Annotated in this window: 18 protein-coding genes and 1 riboswitch; of the genes, 9 read left to right on the plus strand and 9 right to left on the minus strand. The window is 74.7% G+C overall.

Going from position 1 to position 22174, the window contains the following annotated elements; translation table 11 throughout:
• From D476_RS0118725 to D476_RS0118735, 3 genes are all read right to left on the minus strand, one after another.
• Positions 1-1268, minus strand: a 1268-nt coding sequence (locus tag D476_RS0118725) for an ABC transporter permease (RefSeq protein ID WP_017625463.1), incomplete at its 3' end; no start/stop codon positions are given.
• On the minus strand, positions 1265-2035 hold the full coding sequence (locus D476_RS0118730; protein WP_017625464.1) for an ABC transporter ATP-binding protein: 771 nt from the start codon (positions 2033-2035) through the stop codon (positions 1265-1267). The genes D476_RS0118725 and D476_RS0118730, both read right to left, overlap by 4 nt.
• 1655 nt (positions 2036-3690) lie before the next feature.
• On the minus strand, positions 3691-4389 hold the full coding sequence (locus tag D476_RS0118735) for a response regulator (RefSeq protein ID WP_017625465.1): 699 nt from the start codon (positions 4387-4389) through the stop codon (positions 3691-3693).
• Positions 4390-4722: 333 nt separating this feature from the next.
• Here D476_RS0118735 and D476_RS0118740 point away from each other — a divergent pair, with 333 nt between their 5' ends.
• From D476_RS0118740 to D476_RS0118750, 3 genes are all read left to right on the plus strand, one after another.
• On the plus strand, positions 4723-6156 hold the full coding sequence (locus D476_RS0118740; RefSeq protein ID WP_017625466.1) for a threonine/serine exporter family protein: 1434 nt from the start codon (positions 4723-4725) through the stop codon (positions 6154-6156).
• A 70-nt stretch (positions 6157-6226) separates the two neighbouring features.
• The gene (locus D476_RS0118745) at positions 6227-6943 is read left to right on the plus strand and encodes an endonuclease V (RefSeq protein ID WP_017625467.1); all 717 of its coding nucleotides are present in this window, start codon (positions 6227-6229) and stop codon (positions 6941-6943) included.
• A gap of 454 nt (positions 6944-7397) precedes the next feature.
• Positions 7398-7592: a DUF5999 family protein gene (locus tag D476_RS0118750; RefSeq protein WP_017625468.1), complete on the plus strand. Its 195-nt coding sequence runs from the start codon at positions 7398-7400 to the stop codon at positions 7590-7592.
• Positions 7593-7808: 216 nt separating this feature from the next.
• Here D476_RS0118750 and D476_RS0118755 read toward each other — a convergent pair whose 3' ends face one another.
• Positions 7809-8426 carry an alpha/beta hydrolase family protein gene (locus D476_RS0118755; protein ID WP_017625469.1) on the minus strand — a complete coding sequence of 206 codons (618 nt, stop codon included), beginning with the start codon at positions 8424-8426 and terminating at the stop codon, positions 7809-7811.
• A 151-nt stretch (positions 8427-8577) separates the two neighbouring features.
• Between D476_RS0118755 and D476_RS0118760 the strand changes: the two genes are divergently transcribed.
• Positions 8578-8958: a nuclear transport factor 2 family protein gene (locus D476_RS0118760; RefSeq protein WP_017625470.1), complete on the plus strand. Its 381-nt coding sequence runs from the start codon at positions 8578-8580 to the stop codon at positions 8956-8958.
• Positions 8959-8960: 2 nt separating this feature from the next.
• Entirely contained in the window at positions 8961-9470 is a 510-nt protein-coding gene (locus tag D476_RS0118765) for a MarR family winged helix-turn-helix transcriptional regulator (RefSeq protein ID WP_017625471.1), read from the plus strand.
• 24 nt (positions 9471-9494) lie between these two features.
• Here D476_RS0118765 and D476_RS0118770 read toward each other — a convergent pair whose 3' ends face one another.
• The 4 genes from D476_RS0118770 to D476_RS0118785 all read right to left on the minus strand — a co-directional run bounded on the left by D476_RS0118770 (position 9495) and on the right by D476_RS0118785 (position 15567).
• Entirely contained in the window at positions 9495-10691 is a 1197-nt protein-coding gene (locus D476_RS0118770; RefSeq protein WP_017625472.1) for a tetratricopeptide repeat protein, read from the minus strand.
• 153 nt (positions 10692-10844) lie between these two features.
• Positions 10845-11468 carry a Uma2 family endonuclease gene (locus tag D476_RS0118775; RefSeq protein ID WP_017625473.1) on the minus strand — a complete coding sequence of 208 codons (624 nt, stop codon included), beginning with the start codon at positions 11466-11468 and terminating at the stop codon, positions 10845-10847.
• Between the two features lie 158 nt (positions 11469-11626).
• A complete protein-coding gene (gene gcvP / locus D476_RS0118780) occupies positions 11627-14521 on the minus strand; it encodes an aminomethyl-transferring glycine dehydrogenase (RefSeq protein ID WP_017625474.1) in 2895 nt (964 codons plus the stop codon).
• 135 nt (positions 14522-14656) lie between these two features.
• Positions 14657-14745, minus strand: a riboswitch (glycine riboswitch).
• 249 nt (positions 14746-14994) lie between these two features.
• Positions 14995-15567 (minus strand): MerR family transcriptional regulator, encoded by a 573-nt coding sequence (locus tag D476_RS0118785; RefSeq protein WP_026123643.1) that lies wholly within the window; start codon positions 15565-15567, stop codon positions 14995-14997.
• 506 nt (positions 15568-16073) lie between these two features.
• Between D476_RS0118785 and D476_RS33820 the strand changes: the two genes are divergently transcribed.
• The 4 genes from D476_RS33820 to proC all read left to right on the plus strand — a co-directional run bounded on the left by D476_RS33820 (position 16074) and on the right by proC (position 21024).
• Complete coding sequence (locus tag D476_RS33820) at positions 16074-16832, plus strand: metal-dependent hydrolase (protein WP_017625476.1); 759 nt, start codon at positions 16074-16076, stop codon at positions 16830-16832.
• A gap of 1006 nt (positions 16833-17838) precedes the next feature.
• Entirely contained in the window at positions 17839-18438 is a 600-nt protein-coding gene (locus tag D476_RS0118795) for a hypothetical protein (protein WP_017625477.1), read from the plus strand.
• 268 nt (positions 18439-18706) lie between these two features.
• Positions 18707-19651 carry a PrsW family intramembrane metalloprotease gene (locus tag D476_RS33825; protein ID WP_449289410.1) on the plus strand — a complete coding sequence of 315 codons (945 nt, stop codon included), beginning with the start codon at positions 18707-18709 and terminating at the stop codon, positions 19649-19651.
• Between the two features lie 524 nt (positions 19652-20175).
• The gene (gene proC / locus D476_RS0118805) at positions 20176-21024 is read left to right on the plus strand and encodes a pyrroline-5-carboxylate reductase (protein WP_239648758.1); all 849 of its coding nucleotides are present in this window, start codon (positions 20176-20178) and stop codon (positions 21022-21024) included.
• 463 nt (positions 21025-21487) lie between these two features.
• On the opposite strand, the gene D476_RS0118810 is transcribed toward proC, so the two are convergent.
• Positions 21488-22072, minus strand: coding sequence for a DUF7144 family membrane protein (locus D476_RS0118810; RefSeq protein ID WP_017625480.1), 585 nt, complete (start codon positions 22070-22072; stop codon positions 21488-21490).
• Positions 22073-22174: the final 102 nt, after the last annotated feature.

The raw sequence follows: 22174 nt of genomic DNA on the forward strand, positions 1-22174 counted from the left end.
GCGAACCGGCCCGCCCCGGTGACCGGGGCGGTCGTGGCGCCGATGTCGTCGCGCATGGCGGCCACCGGCGGCACACGGGTCCCGCGTCGCACCGGAACGTAGGCGGCGGCGAGGGTGACCCCGACGCCGACCGCCACCGCGACGGCCGCGCTCGTGCCGGTGAGGCGCAGCGGCACCTCCGGCAGCCCCACTCCGGCCGCGCCCATGGCGGCCAGCACGCCCCGCGCCAGTACCGCCCCGGCGGCCAGGCCCAGCGCCGAGCCGACCAGCCCCACGCCCAGCGCCTCACCCATCACCACGGCGCGCACCTGCCCCTGCGAGGCGCCGACCGCACGCAGCAGCGCCAGCTCCCGCACCCGGCGCGCCACCAGCACCGCGAAGGTGTTGGCGATCAGGAAAGAGGCGGTGAACAGGGCGATCCCGGCGAAGGTCAGCAGGAAGACCTCGAAGAAGCCGAGGACCTCCAGCAGCGGCCCGGTCTCCTCGTCGCGCACGATGTCCATGGGCAGTGACTCGGCGCCGAGGGGCAGCACGGAGGCGACGGAGTCGGCGATCTGCCACTGCGACTTGGCGTCGTCGCCCACCAGGTGGAACTCGGTGACCCGGTCGGGGTCGCCGAGCAGCAGGCGGCGGGCGGTGTCGGGCGCGAAGGCCGCGACCGTCGCCCCGGCCGCCATGCCCACCTGCCCGGCGCGGAACGTGCCGGTGAGCTCCATGTCGCGCTCGTCGCCCGCCCCGCCGCCGGGGTCGGGGAAGCGCAGCACGGCGCGGTCGCCGGGTTCCAGGCCCTGTTCGGCGGCGGTGCCCTCGTCCAGTACGAACTCTCCGGCGCCGCCGGGGCCGCGGCCCGCCGTCAGGGTGATCCCCGACCCGGGCCTGCCGTGCCAGGTGGTGCCGATCTGCGGCGGCCCCTGCCCGCCGACCTCCTCGCCGTCGGGGTCCAGCAGCACGGCGGTGCCCTCGGCGACCGGGTAGACGCCCTCGACCTCCTCGGGCTCGGCCAGCTCCTCCGCCAGGTCGGCGGGCAGGCCGGGACCGGCGCCGAGGGCGGGCCCGGCCTGCTGGGAGAAGGCCTGCTCGGTCCGGACCACGGCGTCCACGTCGGCGTTGATGCCGGCGAACATGCGGGTGAAGGACCGCTCCATGGTGTCGGTGAGGATGAGCGTGCCGCTGGTGAAGGCCACGCCCAGGACCACGGCGACGGCGGTGAGGGCCAGGCGGAGCCGGTGGGCGGCCAGCCCCCGCAGGGCGAGGCGGAGGAGGATCATGCCGGGCTCCCCGCGCTCTTCATGCGCTCCAGGATCGTGTCGGCGTCGGGGGCGTCCAGGCGCCCGGCGACGCGGCCGTCGGCGAGGAAGACGACCAGGTCGGCGTAGGAGGCGGCGGCGGGGTCGTGAGTGACCATGACGGTGGTCTGGCCGTGCAGGTGGGCGGCGTCCCGGAGGAGGGCGAGCACGTCGCGGCCGGAGGCGGTGTCGAGGTTGCCGGTGGGTTCGTCGGCGAAGACGATGTCGGGTCGGGCGGCGAGGGCGCGGGCGCAGGCCACCCGCTGCTGCTGCCCGCCGGAGAGCTCGGAGGGGCGGTGGCCGAGCCGGTCGCGCAGGCCGACGGCGTCGATGACCCGGTCGAGCCAGGCGCGGTCGGGTCGGCGCCCGGCGATGTCGGAGGGCAGGGTGATGTTCTCCAGCGCGGTGAGCGTGGGGACGAGGTTGAAAGCCTGGAAGACGAAGCCGACCCGGTCGCGCCGCAGTCGGGTCAGGGCGCGCTCGCCCAGGCCGGTGAGGTCGGTGCCGCCGAGCACGACCCGTCCGGAGGTGACCGTGTCGAGCCCGGCCATGCAGTGCATCAGCGTGGACTTGCCGGAGCCCGAGGGGCCCATGACGGCGGTGAGGCGGCCCTGGGGCACGGCGAGGCTGACGCCGTCGAGGGCGGCCACGCGGGAGTCGCCCCTGCCGTAGACCTTGCGGACGTCCTCGACGGCGGCCGCGGCGGGCGGGTCGGCGGATTCCTCGGTCGTCGCGGCGGTCTGGGTCATGATTCCTCCCGGCGGGCGACACGGCGGGGCTGTCGGCGGGCCCGGCACCCGGGGCCGGGGATGTCCCCGAAGGCGTCCGGGCGCCGGATACCCCGCGCCATGGCCCTGACGCTAGGCCGAACCCCGGGTCGCGCGCCTCCCCCGGGAGAGGTATTCGGCCCTACGCACGAAAGCGTGCGCGACGGGGACGGCGGGGACGCAGCGGTTCCCGGGCCCCGCCTGCCGTCCGCCGGGCTCCTCGCGGTCCGGGCGGGCGGCTCAGCTGGTGCCCTACTCACGGGCCCCGGCCGGGCGGCGGGCCGCCGGGGTGTGGGGTGGTCGGGCGGCGACGAGGCAAGGTCGGCGGCCCATACGGCAGCGCCGTCGAGTGACGGGCGTGTGCGTGGCCACCGTGGTGGGCGGCGACGGAGCGAGCGGGGCGGTTCCCAGGCCCTGCTTGCCGGGCGGCGGGTTCCTCGCGGTGCGGGAGGACGGCGCGGTCCCGGGGTTCGCGCTCTTCGACACCCGAGGCGGCCGCCGGACCCGCACAGCGAACCCCGTCAGCACTGTGACCTGGGCGAACACTCCGCGTTAGGTGCGGGCGGGAGCGGGAAGCGGGCCCAGCGACGCCCCCGGAGGCCCCGGAGCGACGAAGAGCGCGATACCAGAACAGGTTCTAGGAACAATATGCCCTGTTCGTACCTGTCCGGGGTGTTTCGGTCGAGCGCGGAGGCGAGCGCGGGGCCGTCCGGGCGCCCCAGCCGGGCTCGCGGGGCCCATGCGGGGCCGATATCGGCTACACACAGTGACACCGGGCCCGACAAACGGCCCCGGTGTGCCGTTTAAGGCCCTTCTGGCGCCGGATCCCGTTCACGTGTCGTGATGAACGCACGCCCGCACCGCCCGCGACGCCGCCCCGGGCGTCAAACGGGGCGCGCAAGGCGCCCCGACAGCCAAGGAACCGGGCGAAGCGGACACCGGGTCGGTACCGGCAGGCCCGGAATCCACCTTCCGGGCCCCACGGGCCCCTCGGGGCATCCATAGCGGTGAAACCTGCGCAGAATCACTGGCCGGGCGGCGATACCACCACCCTGGATCACCGCCCCTCCGCAGCGCGCTCGTTATGCCCGGTATGCCCTCGGGAGGGGCCCTCCGGGGCTGCGCACCGGCCCGGCGGCCGCCACGAGCGCGGGCGACCACCCGCCCACCTTGCCGCACCGCCCTGCCTGGACCGTGAGGAACCCGCCGCCCGGCAAGCAGGGCCCGGGAACCACCCGGCTCACTCCGTCGCCGCCCACCACGGTGACCACGCACACGCCCGCCGCACGACAGCGCTGCGGCGAGGGCCACCGCGCTTCCTCGTCGCCGCCTTTCACCTGGCACTCCGCTGGCCCGCCGCCCGGCCGGGGTCGGTGAGTGGGGTACCGGCCCACCCCCCGCCTTCCCGGACCGCCAGGAACCCGCCGCCCGGCAAGCAGGGCCCGGGAACCCCCCCGCTCACTCCGTCGCCGCCCACCACGGTGACCACGCACACGCCCGCCGCACGACAACGCTGCCGCAATGGCCCCACCCCTCGTCGCCGCTCCCGGGCCATTGGTCGGCGCTGAGGGCCGGTGCTCCGTCGCTCCCTCGCCTCAGCGCCGGTCCGGTGCCCCGTCAGCGCCGGTCCAGCCCTGTCAGCGCCGGTCCGGTGCCCCGTCGTCCTCTCCCGGGCGCACGATTCCGGTCTCGTAGGCGTGCACGACGGCCTGGACGCGGTCGCGCAGGCCCAGCTTGGTCAGCACGTTGCCCACGTGTGTCTTCACCGTCGTCTCGCTCACCACCAGCGCCTCCGCGATCTCGGCGTTCGAGCGGCCCCGCGCCAGCAGCCGCAGTACCTCGCGCTCGCGCTCGGTCAGCCGGTCCATCTCCGTCGACGGCTGCTCGCGGGTGCTCGGCAGCTTGTCGGCGAACCGGTCGAGCAGGCGCCGCGTGACCGTGGGGGCCACGATCGCCGCCCCCTCCGCGACCACCCGGATCGCCCCCGCCAGCTCCTCCGGCGGCACGTCCTTGAGCAGGAACCCGCTGGCGCCCGCGCGCAGCGCCTCCACCACGTACTCGTCCAGGTCGAAGGTGGTCAGCACGAGCACCCGGACGGTCTGCCCCGCGCCGCGCGCCCAGGTGAGGATCTCGCGTGTGGCGTCGATGCCGTCCTTGCCCGGCATACGGATGTCCATCAGCACCACGTCGGGCAGCAGGCGCTTGGTCGAGGCCACGGCGCCGTGGCCGTCGGAGGCCTCCCCCGCGACGGAGATGTCCTCCTCGGCCTCCAGGATGAGCCGGAATCCGGTGCGCAGGAGCGGCTGGTCGTCGACGAGCAGAACACGGATGGCCATGCACGGGATTCTTCCCGATCCACGGCCCCGCGGGCACACTCCGGCCCGGTCCGTGCCGGTACCGGACCCCGGCCGCGCGTCCCGCCCCCGCCCCGCCGCCACTGTGACCTGGCCCGTCACGCGACCCGCCGGAGGCCGCCCCGGTTCTCCCGGTTTCACCCGCGAACTGCGACCATGAGGCTCGTGACGGACCTCACCAGCGCACCGCCTCCGACGCCGCCAACCCCCCGCCCCGCGGCGGCGTCCCACCCCGTGGCGCGCCCCCGGAGGATCCCGGAACCGCCCGCCGCATGCCCCACTCCCCGTCGAGAACCGAAATAGCGAGAACCGCCCATGGCCGACGACCCGCAGCAGCGGCCGACCCCGACGAGCGAGGACAACCTGCTCAGCAGGCTCCGTGACTGGCGCGCCTCCAAAGAGGCGGAACTGCACGCCGAGGGGCTGGAGGACGAAGCCGTCGAGATGCCCGACCCGCGCGCGATCGACCTGGTCCTGCGCGTGGGCGAACTGCTGCTGGCCAGCGGGGAGGGCACCGAGGCGGTGAGCGAGGCCATGCTGAGCCTGTCGGTGGCCTTCGAGCTGCCCCGCACCGAGGTGTCGGTGACCTTCACCGTCATCTCCCTGTCGACCCACCCCGGCGGCGACAGCCCGCCCATCACCGGCGAGCGGGTGGTGCGCCGCCGCGCCCTCGACTACTTCCGGGTGAACGAGCTGCACACCCTGGTGCAGGACGCCGCGCTCGGGATGCTGGAGCTCGAAGGGGCGATCGCCCGCCTGCAGGCCGTCAAGCGCGCCCGGCCGCCCTACCCCGGGTGGCTCATGATCACCGGCTTCGGGCTCATCGCCTCCAGCGCCAGCCTCATGGTCGGCGGCGGTCTGCTCGTGGCCACGGCGGCGTTCATCGCCACCGTCCTCGGCGACCGGGTGGCCGCGGTCACCGCCAAGCGCGGGATCGCCGAGTTCTACCAGATGGCGCTGGCCTCGGCGACCGCCTCCAGCATCGGGGTCCTGCTGCTGTGGATCAGCAGCGTCCTCGACCTGGGCCTGTACGCGGGCGCGATCATCACCGGCAACATCATGGCGCTGCTGCCGGGACGGCCGCTGGTCGCCAGCCTCCAGGACGGGATCAGCGGCAGCTACGTGTCGGCGTCGGCGCGGCTGCTGGAGGTCTTCTTCACCCTCGGTGCGATCATCTCCGGTGTCGGCGCCGTGGCCTATACCGCCGTGCAGCTGGGTGTCGACATGGACCTGGACGACCTGCCCACGGCGGGCACGTCGGTGGACCCCATCGTGCTGGTGGGGGCCGCCGGGATCGCCGTGGCCTTCGCCGTCTCGCTGGCCGTGCCGCCGCGCATGCTCCTGGCGATCGGCGTGATGGGCGTGGTCATCTGGCTGCTGTACGCCGGGGTGCGCACCGCGTTCGGCGCTCCGCCGATCATGGGCACCGTGGCGGGCGCCGGCGCGATCGGTGTGCTCGCCCACGCGCTGTCGCGGCGCACCCGGCGGCCGGTGCTGCCCTACGTCATCCCCGCGATCGCCCCGCTGCTGCCGGGGAGCATCCTCTACCGGGGCCTGCTCCAGATCACCCTGGACCACCCCGTGTCCGGCCTGCTCAGCCTGTCCGAGGCGGTCACCGTGGGGCTGGCGCTCGGTGCGGGCGTCAACCTGGGCGGCGAGCTCGTGCGGGCGTTCCAGCGCGGCGGCCTCGCGGGGGCCGGACGGCGGCACCGCCCGGCGGCTCGCAGGACGCGCGGCGGGTTCACCTGAGAGGCGGCGCCGCAGGCCCGGGGGCACGGCCCGTTCCGGCGCACGACGGCGCGGCCGCTAGTGTCGGCCCATGATCGCCGTTCCCGACCGCGCCTCCCGCCCCGACCTCTGGCCCAGCGACCCCGACCGCGCCCGCGCGCTGCAGGACCGGCTCGCCCCTGAGGTGCGTGTGGAGCCGCTGGATGCCGGGGCGGTGGGACTCGCCGTCGGGCTGGACGTGTCCTACGCCCCCGGGGAGGACCGGCTGGTGGCCGCGGCGGTGGTGCTGTCACTGCCCGACTTGGAGGTGGTGGAGGCCGCGACCGCGGACGCGGCGCCCGCCTTTCCCTACGTGCCGGGCCTGTTCGCGTTCCGGGAGCTGCCGCCGCTGCTGGAGGCGATCGGCCGGTTGTCGGTGGAGCCGGACGTGTTCGTGTGCGACGGGTTCGGCCTGGCGCACCCGCGCCGGTTCGGGCTCGCCTGCCATCTGGGATGGCTGCTGGACCGCCCGACGATCGGCGTGGGCAAGTCGCCGTTCGTGGGCCGCTCCGACGAGCCGGGGAGCGCGCGGGGCTCCCGCGCGCCCCTGGTCTCCGACGAGGGCGATGAGGTGGGGTGCGCGCTGCGGACCCGGACGGGCGTGCGGCCGGTGTACGTGTCCGTCGGCCACCGCGCCGACCTGGAGGGTGCGGTGGACCTGGTGCTGCGCCTGACGCCGAGATACCGCCTCCCCGAGACGGTGCGCGCGGCGGACCACCTGTCCCGCGAACGCCTTAAGGACCTGGCCGCGGCCGAAGACCGCGCATAGAGGGCGGCAGCACACCGGCGCCAAAGCGGCACCCGGGGTGCGCCTTGAACGGCGCTGGCGGGATCGGTGTCATTTCCGGGGGCCGCGACCACCGGCGTGCCGAGCGCCGAACCGGTCCGACGGCTCCGAGCGGGACAGCGCGCCGGGAAACGCGCCGGGAAAGGCGCGGATTCGGCGGATTCGTGAGGTGCCCCGCCTACTCGGCCGCCTCTTCACCAACAGGCGCCACCCACGCCCCACTCGTGGGGAAGCGCCCCGCTGTTGGACGCACCGCCCGCCTCCCGGGTTCGCCGAATGGCCTACTGCGGCCTACCTTCACCCCCATTCGATCCACGTCCTGGTCCGACGCGTCGGAATCTCTATAAAGGCGCGGCAGAGTGTGCCGCACACCACTATGGTGCTTTTGGGGGCGGTCACCCGCCCCCATGGAAACGACCGAATCCGGAGGCGCGCCATGTGCCGTCACGAACCCCCGTGCCCGTCCTTCACCGCCAACGACCGCGAGGCGGCCCGAGTGGTGGCCGTCCATCCGGAGCAGGGCTGGAGCCTGCTCTGCAACGGCGTCGTGCTCTTCGAGGACACCGGCGAGCTGCTGCCCGACGGCAATACCATCGCCCCGCACCGCCCCGCCGTGCACATGGCGGCCTGACTGCCGACCGGCCCCGGCGCTTCCGGACGGGAGCGCCGATGGAGCAGGCGGCAGGGCACCGCTCCCCGTCGGTCCCGGAGATGCCGGTGGTCGGCGCCTCCCCGGCATGAGCGCCGGGCCCGGCCGGGCGAGGGCGCCCCCGAGGACCGCGCACCGGCCGGCGACGGGTGCCCGCCCGGCGGCACCCGCCGACCGGAGCGCTCAGCCCCGTGGCATTCACCGAACGGGGAAGCGCTCCCCCAGCCACTCGGCGACCACACCGCCGACCCCCTCGGGGTCCTTGGACAGTTCATGCCGCTCGCCAGGCCGCACCTCCAGCGTCTGGGCGTCGGCGGCGTCGGGGACCCCGAACGGGTCCCGGTCCCCGTTGACCACGAGCACCGGCACCCCGGCCCCGCGCAGCTCTTCGGCGCGCGACTTCTCCGGCTTGCCCGGAGGATGCAGCGGGAAGGCGAGCGCGACCACGGCGTCCGCCCCCAGCGCCGACGCCGTCCGGCAGGCCACGCGCGCCCCGTTGCTCCGACCGCCGAGCACCAGCGGGACCCCCGCCGCGCCCGGCTCGGCCCGCAGTTTCTCGATCATGGCCGACCAGGCCAGGTCCTGTGGCGCCGTGTTCGCCCCCGGCATGCGCCGCCCCGCGACACGGTAGGGCTGGGTCACCCGCGCCACCGCCCCGCCGGAGGCGAGCACGGCGTCCCGCACGGCCAGGATGTCGGGGGCGTCCACTCCCCCGCCCGCGCCGTGGGTGATCGCCAGCAGGTAGCGCGCGTCCCCCTCGGGCCACTCCACCTCGGCGCGCCCCGGTCCCTTCGGGGTATCGATCTCGATCTCCATGGCCCCCAACCTAGGTGCACCGAGTCGCCGGTTCCCGCAGAGCGATGGGCGCGCGGACGATCGCCGGACGAGGTGGCGACGACGACGGCCCGCAGGCCCTGCGCTTTCGGCGCCTTGTCGAAACGTATGCGATTCGCATATAGTCGCGCCCATGGCACCTTCCCTCGAAGTCGCGGTCGACCGCTGGCACACCGCCGTCAACGGCGGCGACCCCGATCGGGCGGCGGCCGCCGTCACCGACCCCGTCGTCGTCCTCGGCCCGAAGGGTGCAGGCCCCATCTCGCCCTCCGACTTCGCCGACTGGGTACGGCGCTCCGGGATCCGTATGCGCCCCACCTCCCGGCACCCCGTCAGCGACCGCCTCATGGTGGTCGAGCAGGAGGCGACCTGGCCGCAGAGCGAGCGCCCGTCCCGTGTGGCCACGGTCTTCCGGGTGAACGGCGACCGTGTCTCGGCCGCCCTGCGGCAGCCGGACCTCGCCTCCGCCCTGGAACTGGGCTTCATCTGCCGGGAAATGGCGGCCACGGAGTGAGCGTGGACACCCCTCCGGAGGGAGCGGAGCGGTACGAGGGGTCCGACCGGTCCGACGACGCACAGGAGCCGGGCACCGGCCCCGGCCCGACCCTCTTCGCCTTCGTCCGGCACTGGTCCCGGCGCTGGAACGGCCCCGCCGACAACGCCGCCGCCCGGCAGGGCCGCCTCGTCCTCGTCACTGAAGCCGTCCACTCCCTCCAGGCGCGAGGGAAGGCGCCGGTGACGGTCAACGCCGTCGCCCGGGAGATCGGGATCGACCAGAGCGGCGCCTCCCGCCTGGTCAAGGACGCGGTCGAGGCGGGACACCTGGAACTGCGCCCATCGGCCGACGACGCCCGCCGCCGCCAGGCATCGGTCACCGCCGCGGGCGCCGAACTGCTCCGCGACGCCCACCGCTGGCAGGAAGAGGTCTTCGGGCTCCTCACCGAGGACTGGACCCCGGAGGAACGCGCCGGGTTCCACCGGGCCATGGTCCGCCTGCTCGACCGCTCACACGCCGTGGAGCCCTGACCCCGACGGGGCCGCACCCCTCACTCACCCCAGGTCCGGCCAGCCCTCCGGGAGGACGTCCTCGGACGAGCCCGCCGCCTTCCGCAACCGGTCGCGGAAGTCGTCGTGCAGGGCCCGCCCCCACACGAACTCGCTCGGCGTGCGCACCGCCTCCTCCAGGGCGCCCCGCAGCTCGGCCACGCGCGCCTCCCCCTCCACGAGCGGGAGCGCCGCGCGCGCGTGCACGGCACCGAGCGCGGCGAACAGCTCCCCCGCCAGCATGGGTGTGCTGCCCTCGGCCTCGGCGGCCTCCAGGTACGGCTCCCACCACTGGGCCTCGTCCGCCCCCTCGGCCTCCGGGTCGGGTTCGAGGAATCCCCTGCGGAGCCGGGAACGGACCTCACCTGCCACATCAGCGTCGGTGTGCCGCGTCCCCTCCTCCCAGACCTGCGCCGCCGACTCCTGGTCGCCGCGCACGGCCAGCAGGCGGGCCAGCAGCTCGTAGGCGGTCGCCGCGGCGGGCGCGGGTACATCGGCGGTGGGGAGAGAGGGATCGCCGACCGCCCGGCCCCGAGGGGCGGCGCTGTCGACGACGATGCCGAACTGTTCGATGGCGCGCTCCACGTGCACGGCCCCCAGGAGCATGCGCAGACCCGGGTGCTCGCCCGCTTCGAGGCCGCGCCGTACGGCCGCCTCGGCGCGTTCGGTCTCTCCCCTGGCGAGGAGGCGTTCGGCGTAGTCCTGCGCGGCGTCCGGGACCGAGTCGGGGTCGCCCGCCAGCGCGCGCTCCCAATGCCCGCGCGCCGCATCCGCGTCCCCCCGCTGCTCGGCTGCGCGGGCCAGCCCGTGGTGGGCGGCGGGCGCGTAGCCTTCGTGCCCCGAATCGAGCACGGCGGTCCAGGCGCGCTCGGCGTCGGCGAGCAGCCCCTCCTCCTCACAGGAGAGGGCGAGGTGGTAGGCGGCGCGCGGCGCGTATTCGGGGTGGCCGGTCTCCATGGCGGCGCGGGCGGCCTCACGGGCCTCGGACACCTGCCCGGCGCTGTGCCGGGCGACCGCCAGGCCGAGCGCGGCGGCGGCCCTGTGCTCTCGGGAGCCGCCTTCCAGGACCTTCTCGTAGAGCTGTGCGGCCCGGGCGAAGTGGCCGTTGTGCGCGAGGTCGCGCGCCTGGTCGCAGAGGTCGGCGAACGCGGATTCGTCTCCGGCGGCACCGGAGGGCGAGGAGGAACCGGTCGTCGCGGTCATGCAGGCAACTCTCCACAGGGGGCGGGATCCGCCGCGCGGACGCGGCGGAGGCGCTGTCCCTCGGAGAGTAGCGGGTGCGCGGGGCCGTTCCGATCCGCCCTGCCCGGGTGTTGACGAACGGTTCCGAGGAGGCCGGGCAGGGGCGGAGGCGGGTCAGTCGTAGGTGAGGAAGTCGCCGCTGTCGACTTCGACCTCGAAGGGGTCGGCGATTTTGAACGTCTCACCGAACCGGTACTTCTGTATGGACTTGTACTCGTCCTTCTCCGGCCGACTGAACACGCTGGTCACCCCTTCCAGGGGGTCGACCAGGACGAAGCACGGGATCAGGGCTTGTGCGTAGATTCCCGGCTTCACCGTGCGGTCGGCTCGTGTGCTTCCAGGCGAGACGATCTCGGCAGCAAGAAGGACGTCGTCCGGGGGGATCGAATGCTCCGGTGTCCTCAGCACCGCCACCGGGGCGATGAAGAGGTCGGGAACGACGCTTCTGCCCAAGGCCGGGAGGCGGATCTCAAGGTTGCCCTCCGCCCTGTGCTCCTTCGGAAGGCATGGACGCAGCTGCTCACTGAGCAGGTAAACATTCTCTTGATGTAGACCGATGGGGGTCGGAGACAAGGTGATGGTCTCCCCGTCCAGGATTTCAGCCCGCCACCGCCTGGTCTCAGGCAGGCTGTCGAGGATCGCGAAGAGCTCGTCTCCGACGGATTCCGTCTCGGTACCGACGTCCCGAACCGGTTCCTCCACGAGTGCCGTCACTCTCGACTCCTCAATGTCGGACATCTGACCCTCACATCCTGTCACCGAGCGACGACACTTTCAGTGTTTCCCGCCATCCTCGGTCGGCTCCCATTCCACCCTCTATGCGGCGGCGGCGCCACTCCCCACCCCGGGTACCGGCGCCGCCGCTCACCTGACAGGGGCCACGCCCCCTTACCGGCTCACTCCTCGAACGCCTCCGGCGGCGGGCAGGAGCAGACCAGGTTGCGGTCGCCGTAGGCCTGGTCGATGCGGCCCACCGGCGCCCAGTACTTGTACCGGCGCAGCCGGGCGACGGGGTACCCGCCCTCGGCGCGGGTGTAGGGGTGCTCCCACACATCGGCGGTCAGGGCCTCCGCCGTGTGAGGGGCGTTCTTGAGCGGGTTGTCCTCCGGGTCGTACTTCCCGTCGGCCACGCGGTCGATCTCCTGGCGGATCGCGACCATCGCCTCGATGAAGCGCTCCAGCTCCTCCAGGTCCTCGCTCTCGGTGGGCTCCACCATCAGGGTGCCCGCCACCGGGAACGACATGGTCGGGGCGTGGATGCCGTAGTCGATCAGCCGCTTGGAGACGTCCTCGTTGGTGATCCCCGTCTTCTTGGCGATCTGCCGGATGTCGATGATGCACTCGTGCGCCACCAGGCCGTTGTCGCCGGTGTAGAGCACCGGGTAGTACGGCTCCAGGCGCTTGGCCAGGTAGTTGGCGCTGAGCACCGCCGCCTCGGTGGCCGCGCGCAGGCCCGCCTCGCCCATCATCCGCACGTAGGCCCAGGAGATCTGCAGGATCCCCGCCGACCCGAACGGCGCCGCCGACACCGGGCCCACGCCCGTGTGCGGCCCGGCGTCCGGCTGGCCCGGGTGGTTGGGCAGGTACCCGGCCAGGTGGGAGCGGACCGCGACCGGCCCCACGCCGGGACCGCCGCCGCCGTGCGGGATGCAGAAGGTCTTGTGCAGGTTCAGGTGGCTGACGTCGGCCCCGAACCTCCCGGGCTTGGCCCACCCCAGCAGCGCGTTGAAGTTGGCGCCGTCGACGTAGACCTGGCCCCCGGCCCCGTGCACCAGGTCGCACACCTGGGTGATGGTCTCCTCGAACACCCCGTGGGTGGAGGGGTAGGTGACCATGATGGCCGCGACCCGGCCCTCGTGCTTGGCGAGCTTGGCGCGCAGGTCCTCCAGGTCCACGTTGCCGCTGTCGTCGCAGGCGACGACCGCCACGCGCATGCCCGCCATGACGGCGCTGGCGGCGTTGGTGCCGTGCGCCGAGCTGGGGATCAGGCACACGTCGCGGTCGGCCTCGCCGCGCCCGCGGTGGTAGCCGCGGATGGCCAGCAGCCCGGCCAGCTCGCCCTGCGACCCGGCGTTGGGCTGCAGCGACACCGCGTCGTAGCCGGTCACCTCGGCCAGCCAGCGCTCCAGGTCGCGCACCAGGGACACGGTCCCGGCCGCCTGGTCGAGCGGGGCCAGCGGGTGCAGCCGGGCGAACTCCGGCCAGGTCACCGACTCCATCTCGGCGGTGGCGTTGAGCTTCATGGTGCACGAGCCCAGCGGGATCATGGTGCGGTCCAGCGCCAGGTCGTAGTCGGCCAGGCGGCGCATGTAGCGCAGCAGCGAGGTCTCGCTGCGGTGGGTGTTGAACACCTCGTGGTCGAGGTAGTCCACCCCGCGGCGCAGGTCCTGCGGCAGGTGCGAGGACGGCTCGGGGGCGGGCCGCTCGGCCTTGTCGCCGCCGGAGAAGGCGGCCAGCACGGCGGCCAGGCGGGCGTCGTCGGTGGTCTCGTCGCAGCTGATGCCGACGGTGTGGTCGTCGACCCGCAGCAGGTTGACGCCGCGCTCGGCCGCCGCCTCGACCTTCCCGGCCGCGCCGTTGGGGACGCGCACGCGCAGGGTGTCGAAGAAGTCGTCGTGCACGACGGTGAAGCCGCGGTCGCGCAGCCCGGCGGCCAGTCGGGCGGTGTGCCGGTGCACCCGCTCGGCGATCGCCCGCAGCCCGTGCGGGCCGTGGTAGACGGCGTACATCCCGGCCATGACGGCCAGCAGCACCTGGGCGGTGCAGATGTTGCTGGTGGCCTTCTCGCGGCGGATGTGCTGCTCACGGGTCTGCAGCGCCAGCCGGTAGGCGGTCTTGCCCGCGCCGTCCACCGACACCCCGACCAGGCGGCCGGGGAGCTGGCGCTGCAGGCCCTCGCGCACCGACATGTAGCCGGCGTGCGGGCCGCCGAAGCCCATGGGCACGCCGAAGCGCTGGGTGGAGCCGACCGCGATGTCGGCGCCGAGCGCGCCGGGGCTGCGCAGCACGGTCAGGGCGAGGATGTCGGCGGCGACGACCGCCATGGCGCCCTTGTCGTGCGCGGCCTCGATGACCGGGCGCGGGTCGCGCACGGCGCCGCTGGAGGCGGGGTACTGCACCAGCACGCCGAACGCGTCGTCGTCGGGCAGGCCCTCGGTGAGGTCGGCGACCACGACCTCGATGCCCAGCGGCTCGGCGCGGGTGCGCAGCACCGCCAGGGTCTGCGGGAAGACGTCGGCGTCCACGATGAAGGTGGAGCTCTTGGTCTTGGTGGCGCGCCGGGCCAGGGTCATCGCCTCGGCGGCGGCGGTGGCCTCGTCCAGCAGGGAGGCCCCGGCCACCGGCAGGCCGGTCAGGTCGGAGACTATGGTCTGGAAGTTGAGCAGGGCCTCCAGGCGGCCCTGGGAGATCTCCGGCTGGTAGGGCGTGTAGGCCGTGTACCAGGCCGGGTTCTCCATGATGTTGCGCAGGATGACCGGCGGGGTGACGGTGTCGTAGTAGCCGCGGCCGATCATCGAGGTGCGCACGGTGTTGCGGTCGGCCAGGGACCGCAGTTCCGCCAGCGCCTCGGTCTCGCTCGCCGCGGCGGGCAGGTCCAGCGGGGCCGGCGAGCCCGGCGCGGTGAGGATGCTGTCGGGCACGGCCGCCGCCATCAGGTCCGCGGGGGAGTCGTACCCGACCGTTTTGAGCATTTCCGCGAGCGCGGCCGGGTCGGGACCGATGTGCCGGTCGGCGAACTCGCGCGCCGGCCCCCCATCGGTCGCGCGGTTACGGGTCGGCTGGTCCGGCATGGAGACCTCCTGGTCGCATTGGCCGCACGTCGCGGCCGCTGTCCTGTCCGGTCTCCCCCTCTGTCGCTCGCCGCCGTGCGGCCGCGGGCTCGCGACCGTGCGGGCTCGGTCCGCACGTCGCCGCTCCAGAGTGGCCTCCTCCGCGCGGTCCCTGGTGCCTGAGAGGTTACTGGGGAGTATTGCCCCGTCGGCGCCCCTGCCGGGGTCTCTCCCGCACGGTATCGACGGCCCGATGATGAACTTGTCCTTCGATTATCCACCGATCCGCCGGATTCGCACGATTCCGCGCCGCGAAGGATCACCTCGGCCCGGGTCTGGCGCGCCTGTGCACCGACCGCCCCCGAGGGTGGTGGAAACCCGACCGTACTCGATGCCGCGCGGGCGCACCCACCCGGGCCCCGCACCGCACGGGGCCGCTCGATGCGCTGGCCGGGCCCGATGCGCCGGGGCGGCCGCCCCGGCGGGCCCGGCGCTCAGCCGGTCTTGCGCTCGCGCCGCCGACGCGCGAGCTCGTCTCCGGGGTGCGGCTCCCCCCCCGNTGCGCCCTCCAGTTCCCGCCACACGCGCCCCAGGGCGATGCCGAACATCCCCTGTCCGCCCTGCATCAGCTCGACGACCTCGCCCGGCGAGGTGCACTCATAGACGCTCACGCCGTCGCTCATCAGGGTGATGTGGGGCAGGTCGGAGGTGTCCCGCCCGCGCAGGTGGTCGACGGCGGTGCGGATCTGCTGAAGGGAGATGCCGGTGTCCAGCAGCCGTTTGACCACCTTGAGCAGCAGGACGTCCCGGAAGCTGTACAGGGGGATGTCGCCCGACCCGGGCTCGGGGCGGACGCTCGGCCCCACCAGGCGAGTGCGCGCCCAGTAGTCGAGCTGGCGGTAGGTGACCCCCGCCGCAGCACACGCCGTTGGGCCGCGATACCCGACGTCCATAGGCAGCGCCACCACGTCCTCTTCACACAGCAGGCCCTGCTCCCCCGCTCGCCGTATCGCCATCGCCGATCGCCCGGAGACGGAGGCCTGATGATTGCCGCTCGTAACCGCCACGCCGAAACCTCCGGCTCCTCAGCCCACGGCGGGTCGACAGGGGGTTGCGAAGGGTACGCCGCGGGTGTTTCGACATTGAAGGTAAGCCGGTGCGCCAGAGAGCGTCAACGACACTCATCGGCGCGTCGCGGAACCTTTCGACGACCTTTCGGCGCCCCGCGACACGGTGTTCGTTTCCGCAGCTCACCACCATGTTAGGGGGCGAGCGCCGAAGCCGGTCGACAACACGCCGCCCGGCGCCGCCCATAGGGGCGCGCGTCCCCCGCACCCCAAGGGCCCGGTGACGCCCTGTGACATGCGCCACGGCCCGGTGCCGGTGCCGTGGTCACAGGCGCCCTCACGCTCTGCGAATCCGGCCGTGTACGGCCACCGGGGCTCGACACCGCGCACACGCGGGGAGGATCAGGGCGTGCCCCTCCCCAGGGCCGCAGCTCCCCGACGCCTCGAAAGGACAGGATGCCCTCCCCCTCCCCCGGTCGCGCCACCGTGCCCGAGGCCGCCCGGTGATGGCCCCCTCCCACGCGGCGACCGGCGCACTCGCCGGGGTCGCCGCGGCCGCCGCGGCCGCGGCCGCCTTCGGGTGGCCCGCCGGGGTCGCCGACCTGGCGGCCGCCGCGGGCATCGGCGCGGGGGCCGCGCTCCTCCCCGACCTGGACCACCCGCGCTCGACGGCCTCCCGGTCCCTGGGCCCGGTCACCGGACTGCTGTCGCGCGCGGCGCGGTCCGCCTCGGCCGCCGTGTACCGGTCCACCCGCACGCCCCGCGACGCACCGGGGGACGGCCGCCACCGGTACCTGCTGCACACACCGGTGTTCGCGATCGCGGCCGGCGCCGTCGCCGGGGCGGCGAGCACCCTGTGGCTCCCCGCGCTGGCCGCCGTCGTCTGGTTCGCCCTGGCCCTGGCCCTGCGGGGGCTGGGCCGGGCGCTGCCCAAGGGGCCCACCCGCCGCGGGCTCACCGCCGGGCCGACCGCGTTCCTGTTCGCGGGGCTGGCGACGGTGCTGCTGGTGTGGGGCGGGGTGAGCACCGGTCCGCACGTCGGGGCGGCGCTCGCGCTGGGCATGGTGGTGCACGACCTGGGCGACGCGCTCACCCGGAGCGCCGTCCCGCTGGCCTGGCCGGTGAAGGTGCGCGGCCGGCGGTGGGCGGCGGTGGGAGCGCCCAGGGGCATGCGCTTCGCCACCGGGGACCGGGCCGAGCACGTCATCCGGTGGGCGTGCCTGCTGGCGGCCCCGGCACTGGGCGCCGCCCACCTGGCGTCCTGACGTCACTGTTCGGCGCCGCCGGCCACGGCGGAGCGGTCCGCGCCCTCCGGGGGCGGCGGTGCACGGCCGGTCGGCCGGGGGTCGGATGGGCTGACGCATCGGTGTCCTCTCATCCGGGGTAGGGGATGCTCCACCGACAGGACGCGCAGGCCCGCCGGAGGGTTTGCCGACCGCCCGCGCGGGCGGGTCACGTCGGCTGGAGTGGCGGAACTACTCGCGGCCGCGGCCGTTCCGCGCGCGGATGCCCCGCCGAACTGGGCGGACAGAAGTGACACCGGTCCAGTGGACGCCGGGCGATCGTGCGGGACGGCGTTCGCAGGGGTGGTGCACCCTTTCACGGTGCCAACCGGGCTGACGCGAGGCCGCGCTCGCGCAGTTTCCGGTCACGGCCACTGGAGTGGTGGAATCTCCGTCCGAGCAGGCCAGTGCGATCGTCGCGGCGCCGGGGCGGCCCCGCCCCCGCGTCGGCGCCCTCCCCGTCGGCAGTCGACCTTCGGCCGCCCGCCCATGGTGGCGGGACCGCCTTAGATTCCGCGCACGCTATCCGGACGTGACCTCGCGCGGAGGACGGCGACCTACGGCACTCAGCCCGTCTGCCACCCGTGAAATGCCCGCAAAGAGGGGTCAAACGAAAGGCGCGTCGCCGTGCCGGGCGGTCCGCGAAACGGTTGGCTGGAGGTGATCGGCCGCAACGGGTCCGGATCCGCGGATCGGCACAACGGTGCGCATGGGGCCCGAGTCGCGAGGGACACCCCACGGCAGGGCATGTGCGGGGCCGACTCCGCGTCTTGTGGTCCGGGCGGTCCGGATGGCCCGGAGCGTGTGACGCGCGGCGGCGGAGACGATCAGGAGGCGAGATGGCGGACGGAGCGGAGACGGCCCTGCGCCCGTCGCGGTGTTCCGCCGAATGGTGCGCCTGCGCGACGCCGCGAGAACAAGGGCATCCGTCTGGAAATGGCCTCCGCCTCGGTGGTGCAGCCGTCCCGAGCCGCCGGGGCGGCCTCCGATGAGCCCGTACTCCGCCTATCCCCGCAGCGCGCGCGACCCGGGATGGGCACCGCTCGGTGCGGCCGCCGCCGCGATCGCCCTCCCCCTGCTCGCGTGGCCGCTGGTCGCCTTCCTGCTCCCCGACGCCTCGATGGTCCCCTCCGGGCGCCCGGTGGTCCTCGGCGAGTCGGAGGACTACGAGGCCACGGCCCGGTTCGAGCGCGGGTGGACCCAGCTCCCGGCCGAGAGCACCGAGGGCGAGCTCCTCGTCTACCAGCGCGGCCGCGTGCAGCTCCAGGTCCGGATCGTCCGACCGCCGCCCGGCGCACCCGAGGGGGCGCAGGACCTGTGGCACGGCCTCGAACGCATCACCCGCATGTCCGACCCGTCCGCGCGGCTCGGCGAGCCCGCCGAGGTGACCGGCGACGAGGGCGCCCAGGGCCTCAGGGGCCCGGTCGAGGGCGACACCGTGTCGGGCAAGGCGGCGGTGTTCCCCTCCCCCGGCGGCGGATTCGCCGTGGAGTTCACGGCCACGGCCGACCAGTACGCCGCCGTGCACGATGTCCAGGCCGCCGACCACGTCATGGAATCGGTCGCCTTCTCGGAGGAGGACGGGTGAGCGCGCGCCGCCCGGAACCACCTCAGACCCGCCGCCTCCGGCATGCAGCGTCCGGCGGAGCGCGCCCGTGCGGCCGACACGCGCCGCGAGGCGGCGCCCGCGGGTCCGCGGCGCCGATTCCGTCCCGGCACCGCACGGCACCCGGAGGGAAGATGCGATGAGCCCGACCTCCATTGCGGCGGCCCGCGGCCCCCGCCTCGCGGCGGCCGTCGTCTTCGTCGCGGTGTGCGCCCTGGGCGGCATGTCGCTCGTGAACCGGCTCGGCCTCATGGCGGCCGCCTTCCCCGCCGACACACTGCTCGCGGTCGCGGCCCTCGCCGTGCTGCTCGCTGCGGAAATCGCGCTGCTCGTACGGCTCCGGCCGGTGCGCCCGCCCGACGGCGCCTCAGCGGCCGCCGCCGTGGTGTGGGGCGCCGTCGCGGCGAGCGGGTGCGCGCTGATCGCCAACGACGCCTTGATCGGGGTCTGGTCCAAGTCCGGAGGGACCGCCTTCGCCGCGCAATGGGGAGCGGCGCTGACCGCACCGGTCAACGAGGAGGCGCTCAAGGCCGCCGGTGTGGTGCTCATCGCCGTCGCCCTTCCGTCGGCGCTGCGCGGACCGGTGGACGGCCTGGTCCTCGGCTCTCTGACGGGCCTGGGGTTCCAGACGACCGAGAACGCGATCTATGCGCTCAACGCGGTCGTGCAGGGAGGTGCCACGGCGGGGGCGCTGTCGGTCTCCCAGTCGCTGGTGCTGCGGGTCGGCGTGACGGGGCTCGGGTCGCACTGGGCCATGACCGCGATCGCCGGGGCCGGGGTGGGGCTGCTCGCGGCGGCGCGGTGGCACCCGAACGCGCGGCGCGCGTGGGCGGCGACGCTGTCCGTGGCCGCGGCGATGGCGCTGCACGGGTTCTTCGACGCGCCCGTGCTGGACGGGTCGGTGGCGGGCCTGGCGGCGAAGACCGCCGTGGTGTTCGTGTGCGTGGCGGTGGTGTACGCGGTGGCGCGCCGCTCCTATGTGCGCCGGGTGCGCGGGGCCTTGGTGGTCGAAGGCGAACGCGTGGACCTGCCGCGCGCCGACGCTGTGGAGCTGTCCTACCGCCGGGGCCGCCGCGACGCGCTGCGGCGGGGCCCGGGGCCCCNGGGTCCCGGCGCCCGACCGTCCGGCGGCTGCGGAACGGCAGCGGGGGATGCTCGCTGCGGCGGAGCTGCGGGCCGTGGGCGGCCGCCCTGAAGAGGAGGGACACGGCACCCCGGAGGACGGCGGTCCTGAGGAAGGGCCGTCCCCGTCCTCAAGTGCTGAACCGGAGTAGCGCCCGCAACGGCCATCGCGCTCGCTCGTCGAGGCTCGTCGCTACGAAGGCGCCGCCGACTTCACTGAGGTACGGCAGCCGTCCCTTCCGGCGGCGTTGTCGGGTGGACGGCCGCCGGTGGTCCGGGAGGCGACTCGGCCTGGTCCCCCGCTTACGGGCTCCGGCCGGGTGGTGGGTCAGCGGGGTGTGAGGTGCAGGGCCGCCGCCCTTCGTCGTCGCCCCCCTCTCCCTCACACCCCGGCGGCCCGCCGCCCGGCCGAGGCCCGTAATCGGGGCACCGGCTCCGCGCCGCTCATGGGAGCGCCTGCGAACATGTCCACGGCCATACGGTCCTACGGAGACGACGCTCCCGCGCCGGAGCGACGCGGGCCCGGCCTCCGGACGATCGGCCGCCACACCCCGCACCTCCCGCACCGCCCCCGCCGCCTTCAGTAATCTTCCGGCTGTGATCAGCACAGACGCACTCCACGACCCGGCGCGAACACGGGTGGCGGTCATCGGGGCCGGGCACCTCGGGGAGGCCGTGCTCGGCGGTCTCCTGCGGGCGGGGCTTCCCGCGCAGGACGTCGCGGTGAGCGCCCTGCCCGGCGAGCGGGCCCAGGCCCTGGCCGACCGCTACGGGGTGAGGGCCGGGACGGACAACGCTGCCGCCGCCGACGGCGCGGACATCGCCCTGGTCGCGGTGCCGCCGTCGGTCGTCCCCGCGGCGGCCGCCGAGATCGGACCCGCCCTGCCCGAGGGGGCGGTCGCGGTGTCGCTGGCGGCCGCCGTGCCGCTCGCGCGGTTCGAAGAGGCGCTGGGCCCCGGGCGCCCGGCCGCGCGGGCCATGACCAACACCGCCGCGGCGGTCGGCCGGGCCATGACCGCGCTGGTCGGCGGCATCCACCTGGACGGCGCGGCCAGGGCACGGGTCGGCGGCCTCTTCTCCCGGATCGGCTCGATCGCCTGGGTGGGCGAGGAGGCGATGGACGCGGTCACCGCCGTGGCGGGGTCGGGTCCGGGGTTCCTGTACCACCTTGCCGCAGCGATGGCCGACGCCGCCGTCGACCAGGGCCTTCCGCCCGGCGAGGCGCGGGCGGCCGTGGCGCAGACCCTGTACGGCGCCGCGTCGCTGCTGCGGGAGGCCGACCGGGGCCCGGCCGAGCTGGCCGCCGAGGTGGCCACACCCGGCGGGACGACCCGGGAGGCGCTGGACCGCCTGGACGCGCGCGGCGTTCCCGAGGCGGTCGCCGAGGCCGTGGCGGCGGCGGCGGAGCGCAGCAGGCGGCTGGCCGAGGGGGCGGGGCACATCTGACGAGGCCCTGGTGCAGACCGCATCGACCGGGGCCGGGGTCGGCGTCCGGAGACCTTCGGCGCCCGTGGTCGCCCATCGGCGGGCGGTCGGTACGGTCGGGCCGGTTGAAGGCCGCCCGGCGGTGGGAGGCCGCCGTGGGAGGGGCGAAGGGCGGTCGTCGGTCGGAGCGCGCCGATGGCGTCCGCTGAAGCGGTGGCGTCGCTTCCCTCCCGCCCTTCGCCGCCGATCTCGTAGAGACCAGCCCCATAGCCGCCGCCTTAAGGCCGGCCTCCCGAGGATCGGCGCGGGTGGAGTCCGCCGGGGCGCCCCGGTGTTCCACCACACCGGCGGACGCGCCGGACGCCTCCGAGACGCGGCCGAGGAGCGGCCGAGTACCCGCCCGGGTGCCGAAGTGCCGAACACACGCGACGGGGCGCGGAGGAGGCGTACTCCCCCGCGCCCCGGTACCACCGGCGGATTCCGGTCACTCCATCGGCTGTGCATGCTTGCCCTTGGGCGGCTGGGGCATGCCCTCGTCCGACGCACGCTCCTGATCCATGCCCATGTCCGTCTCCGCCATGGGCCCGGCCTGCGCACCCGTTCCGGTCTGCGCGCCCGTCCCGGCCGGGGCCGCCTGCGCGTCGGACTGGCCCGCGCGGTAGGCGCGGCCCTCGCCGACGCCCGCCCCGGACTCACCGCTCGGCCAGCCCGCCGTCAGGCCGTAGATGGCCAGCATGTCCACGGCGATCGCCACCAGCGACCAGAGCGGGAACGCGGCCAGGAAGCCCAGCTGCGCCACCGCGTTGATCGCCACCAGGACCACGGCCAGGGTGCGCGCCCACATGTGCCCGGTGAACAGGGCCAGCCCCACCGCCATCAGCACGGCGCCCCAGACCGTCAGGAGCAGCCCCCACCCGGAGAAGTCGAGGATGAGCATCTCCCCGTCGGCCACCGCGTAGTAGTCGGGTCGCGTCATGGCGACGATCCCCTGCACCAGGTTGACCGCGCCGATCATCAGCAGCAGTACGGCTCCGAAGACCATCCATCCGTTCATGCGCGACGCTTCCATGCTCGGCCTCCTCGGTACGGGCTCCCCGCGGCCGCCGCGCCGGACGGCGCGGCGGCCGCGGTCGTTCCTCAGGGCCGTGATGCCCACGGCACGCCCGGTGAC

Source organism: Nocardiopsis chromatogenes YIM 90109, assembly GCF_000341185.1.
Classification (GTDB): domain Bacteria; phylum Actinomycetota; class Actinomycetes; order Streptosporangiales; family Streptosporangiaceae; genus Nocardiopsis_A; species Nocardiopsis_A chromatogenes.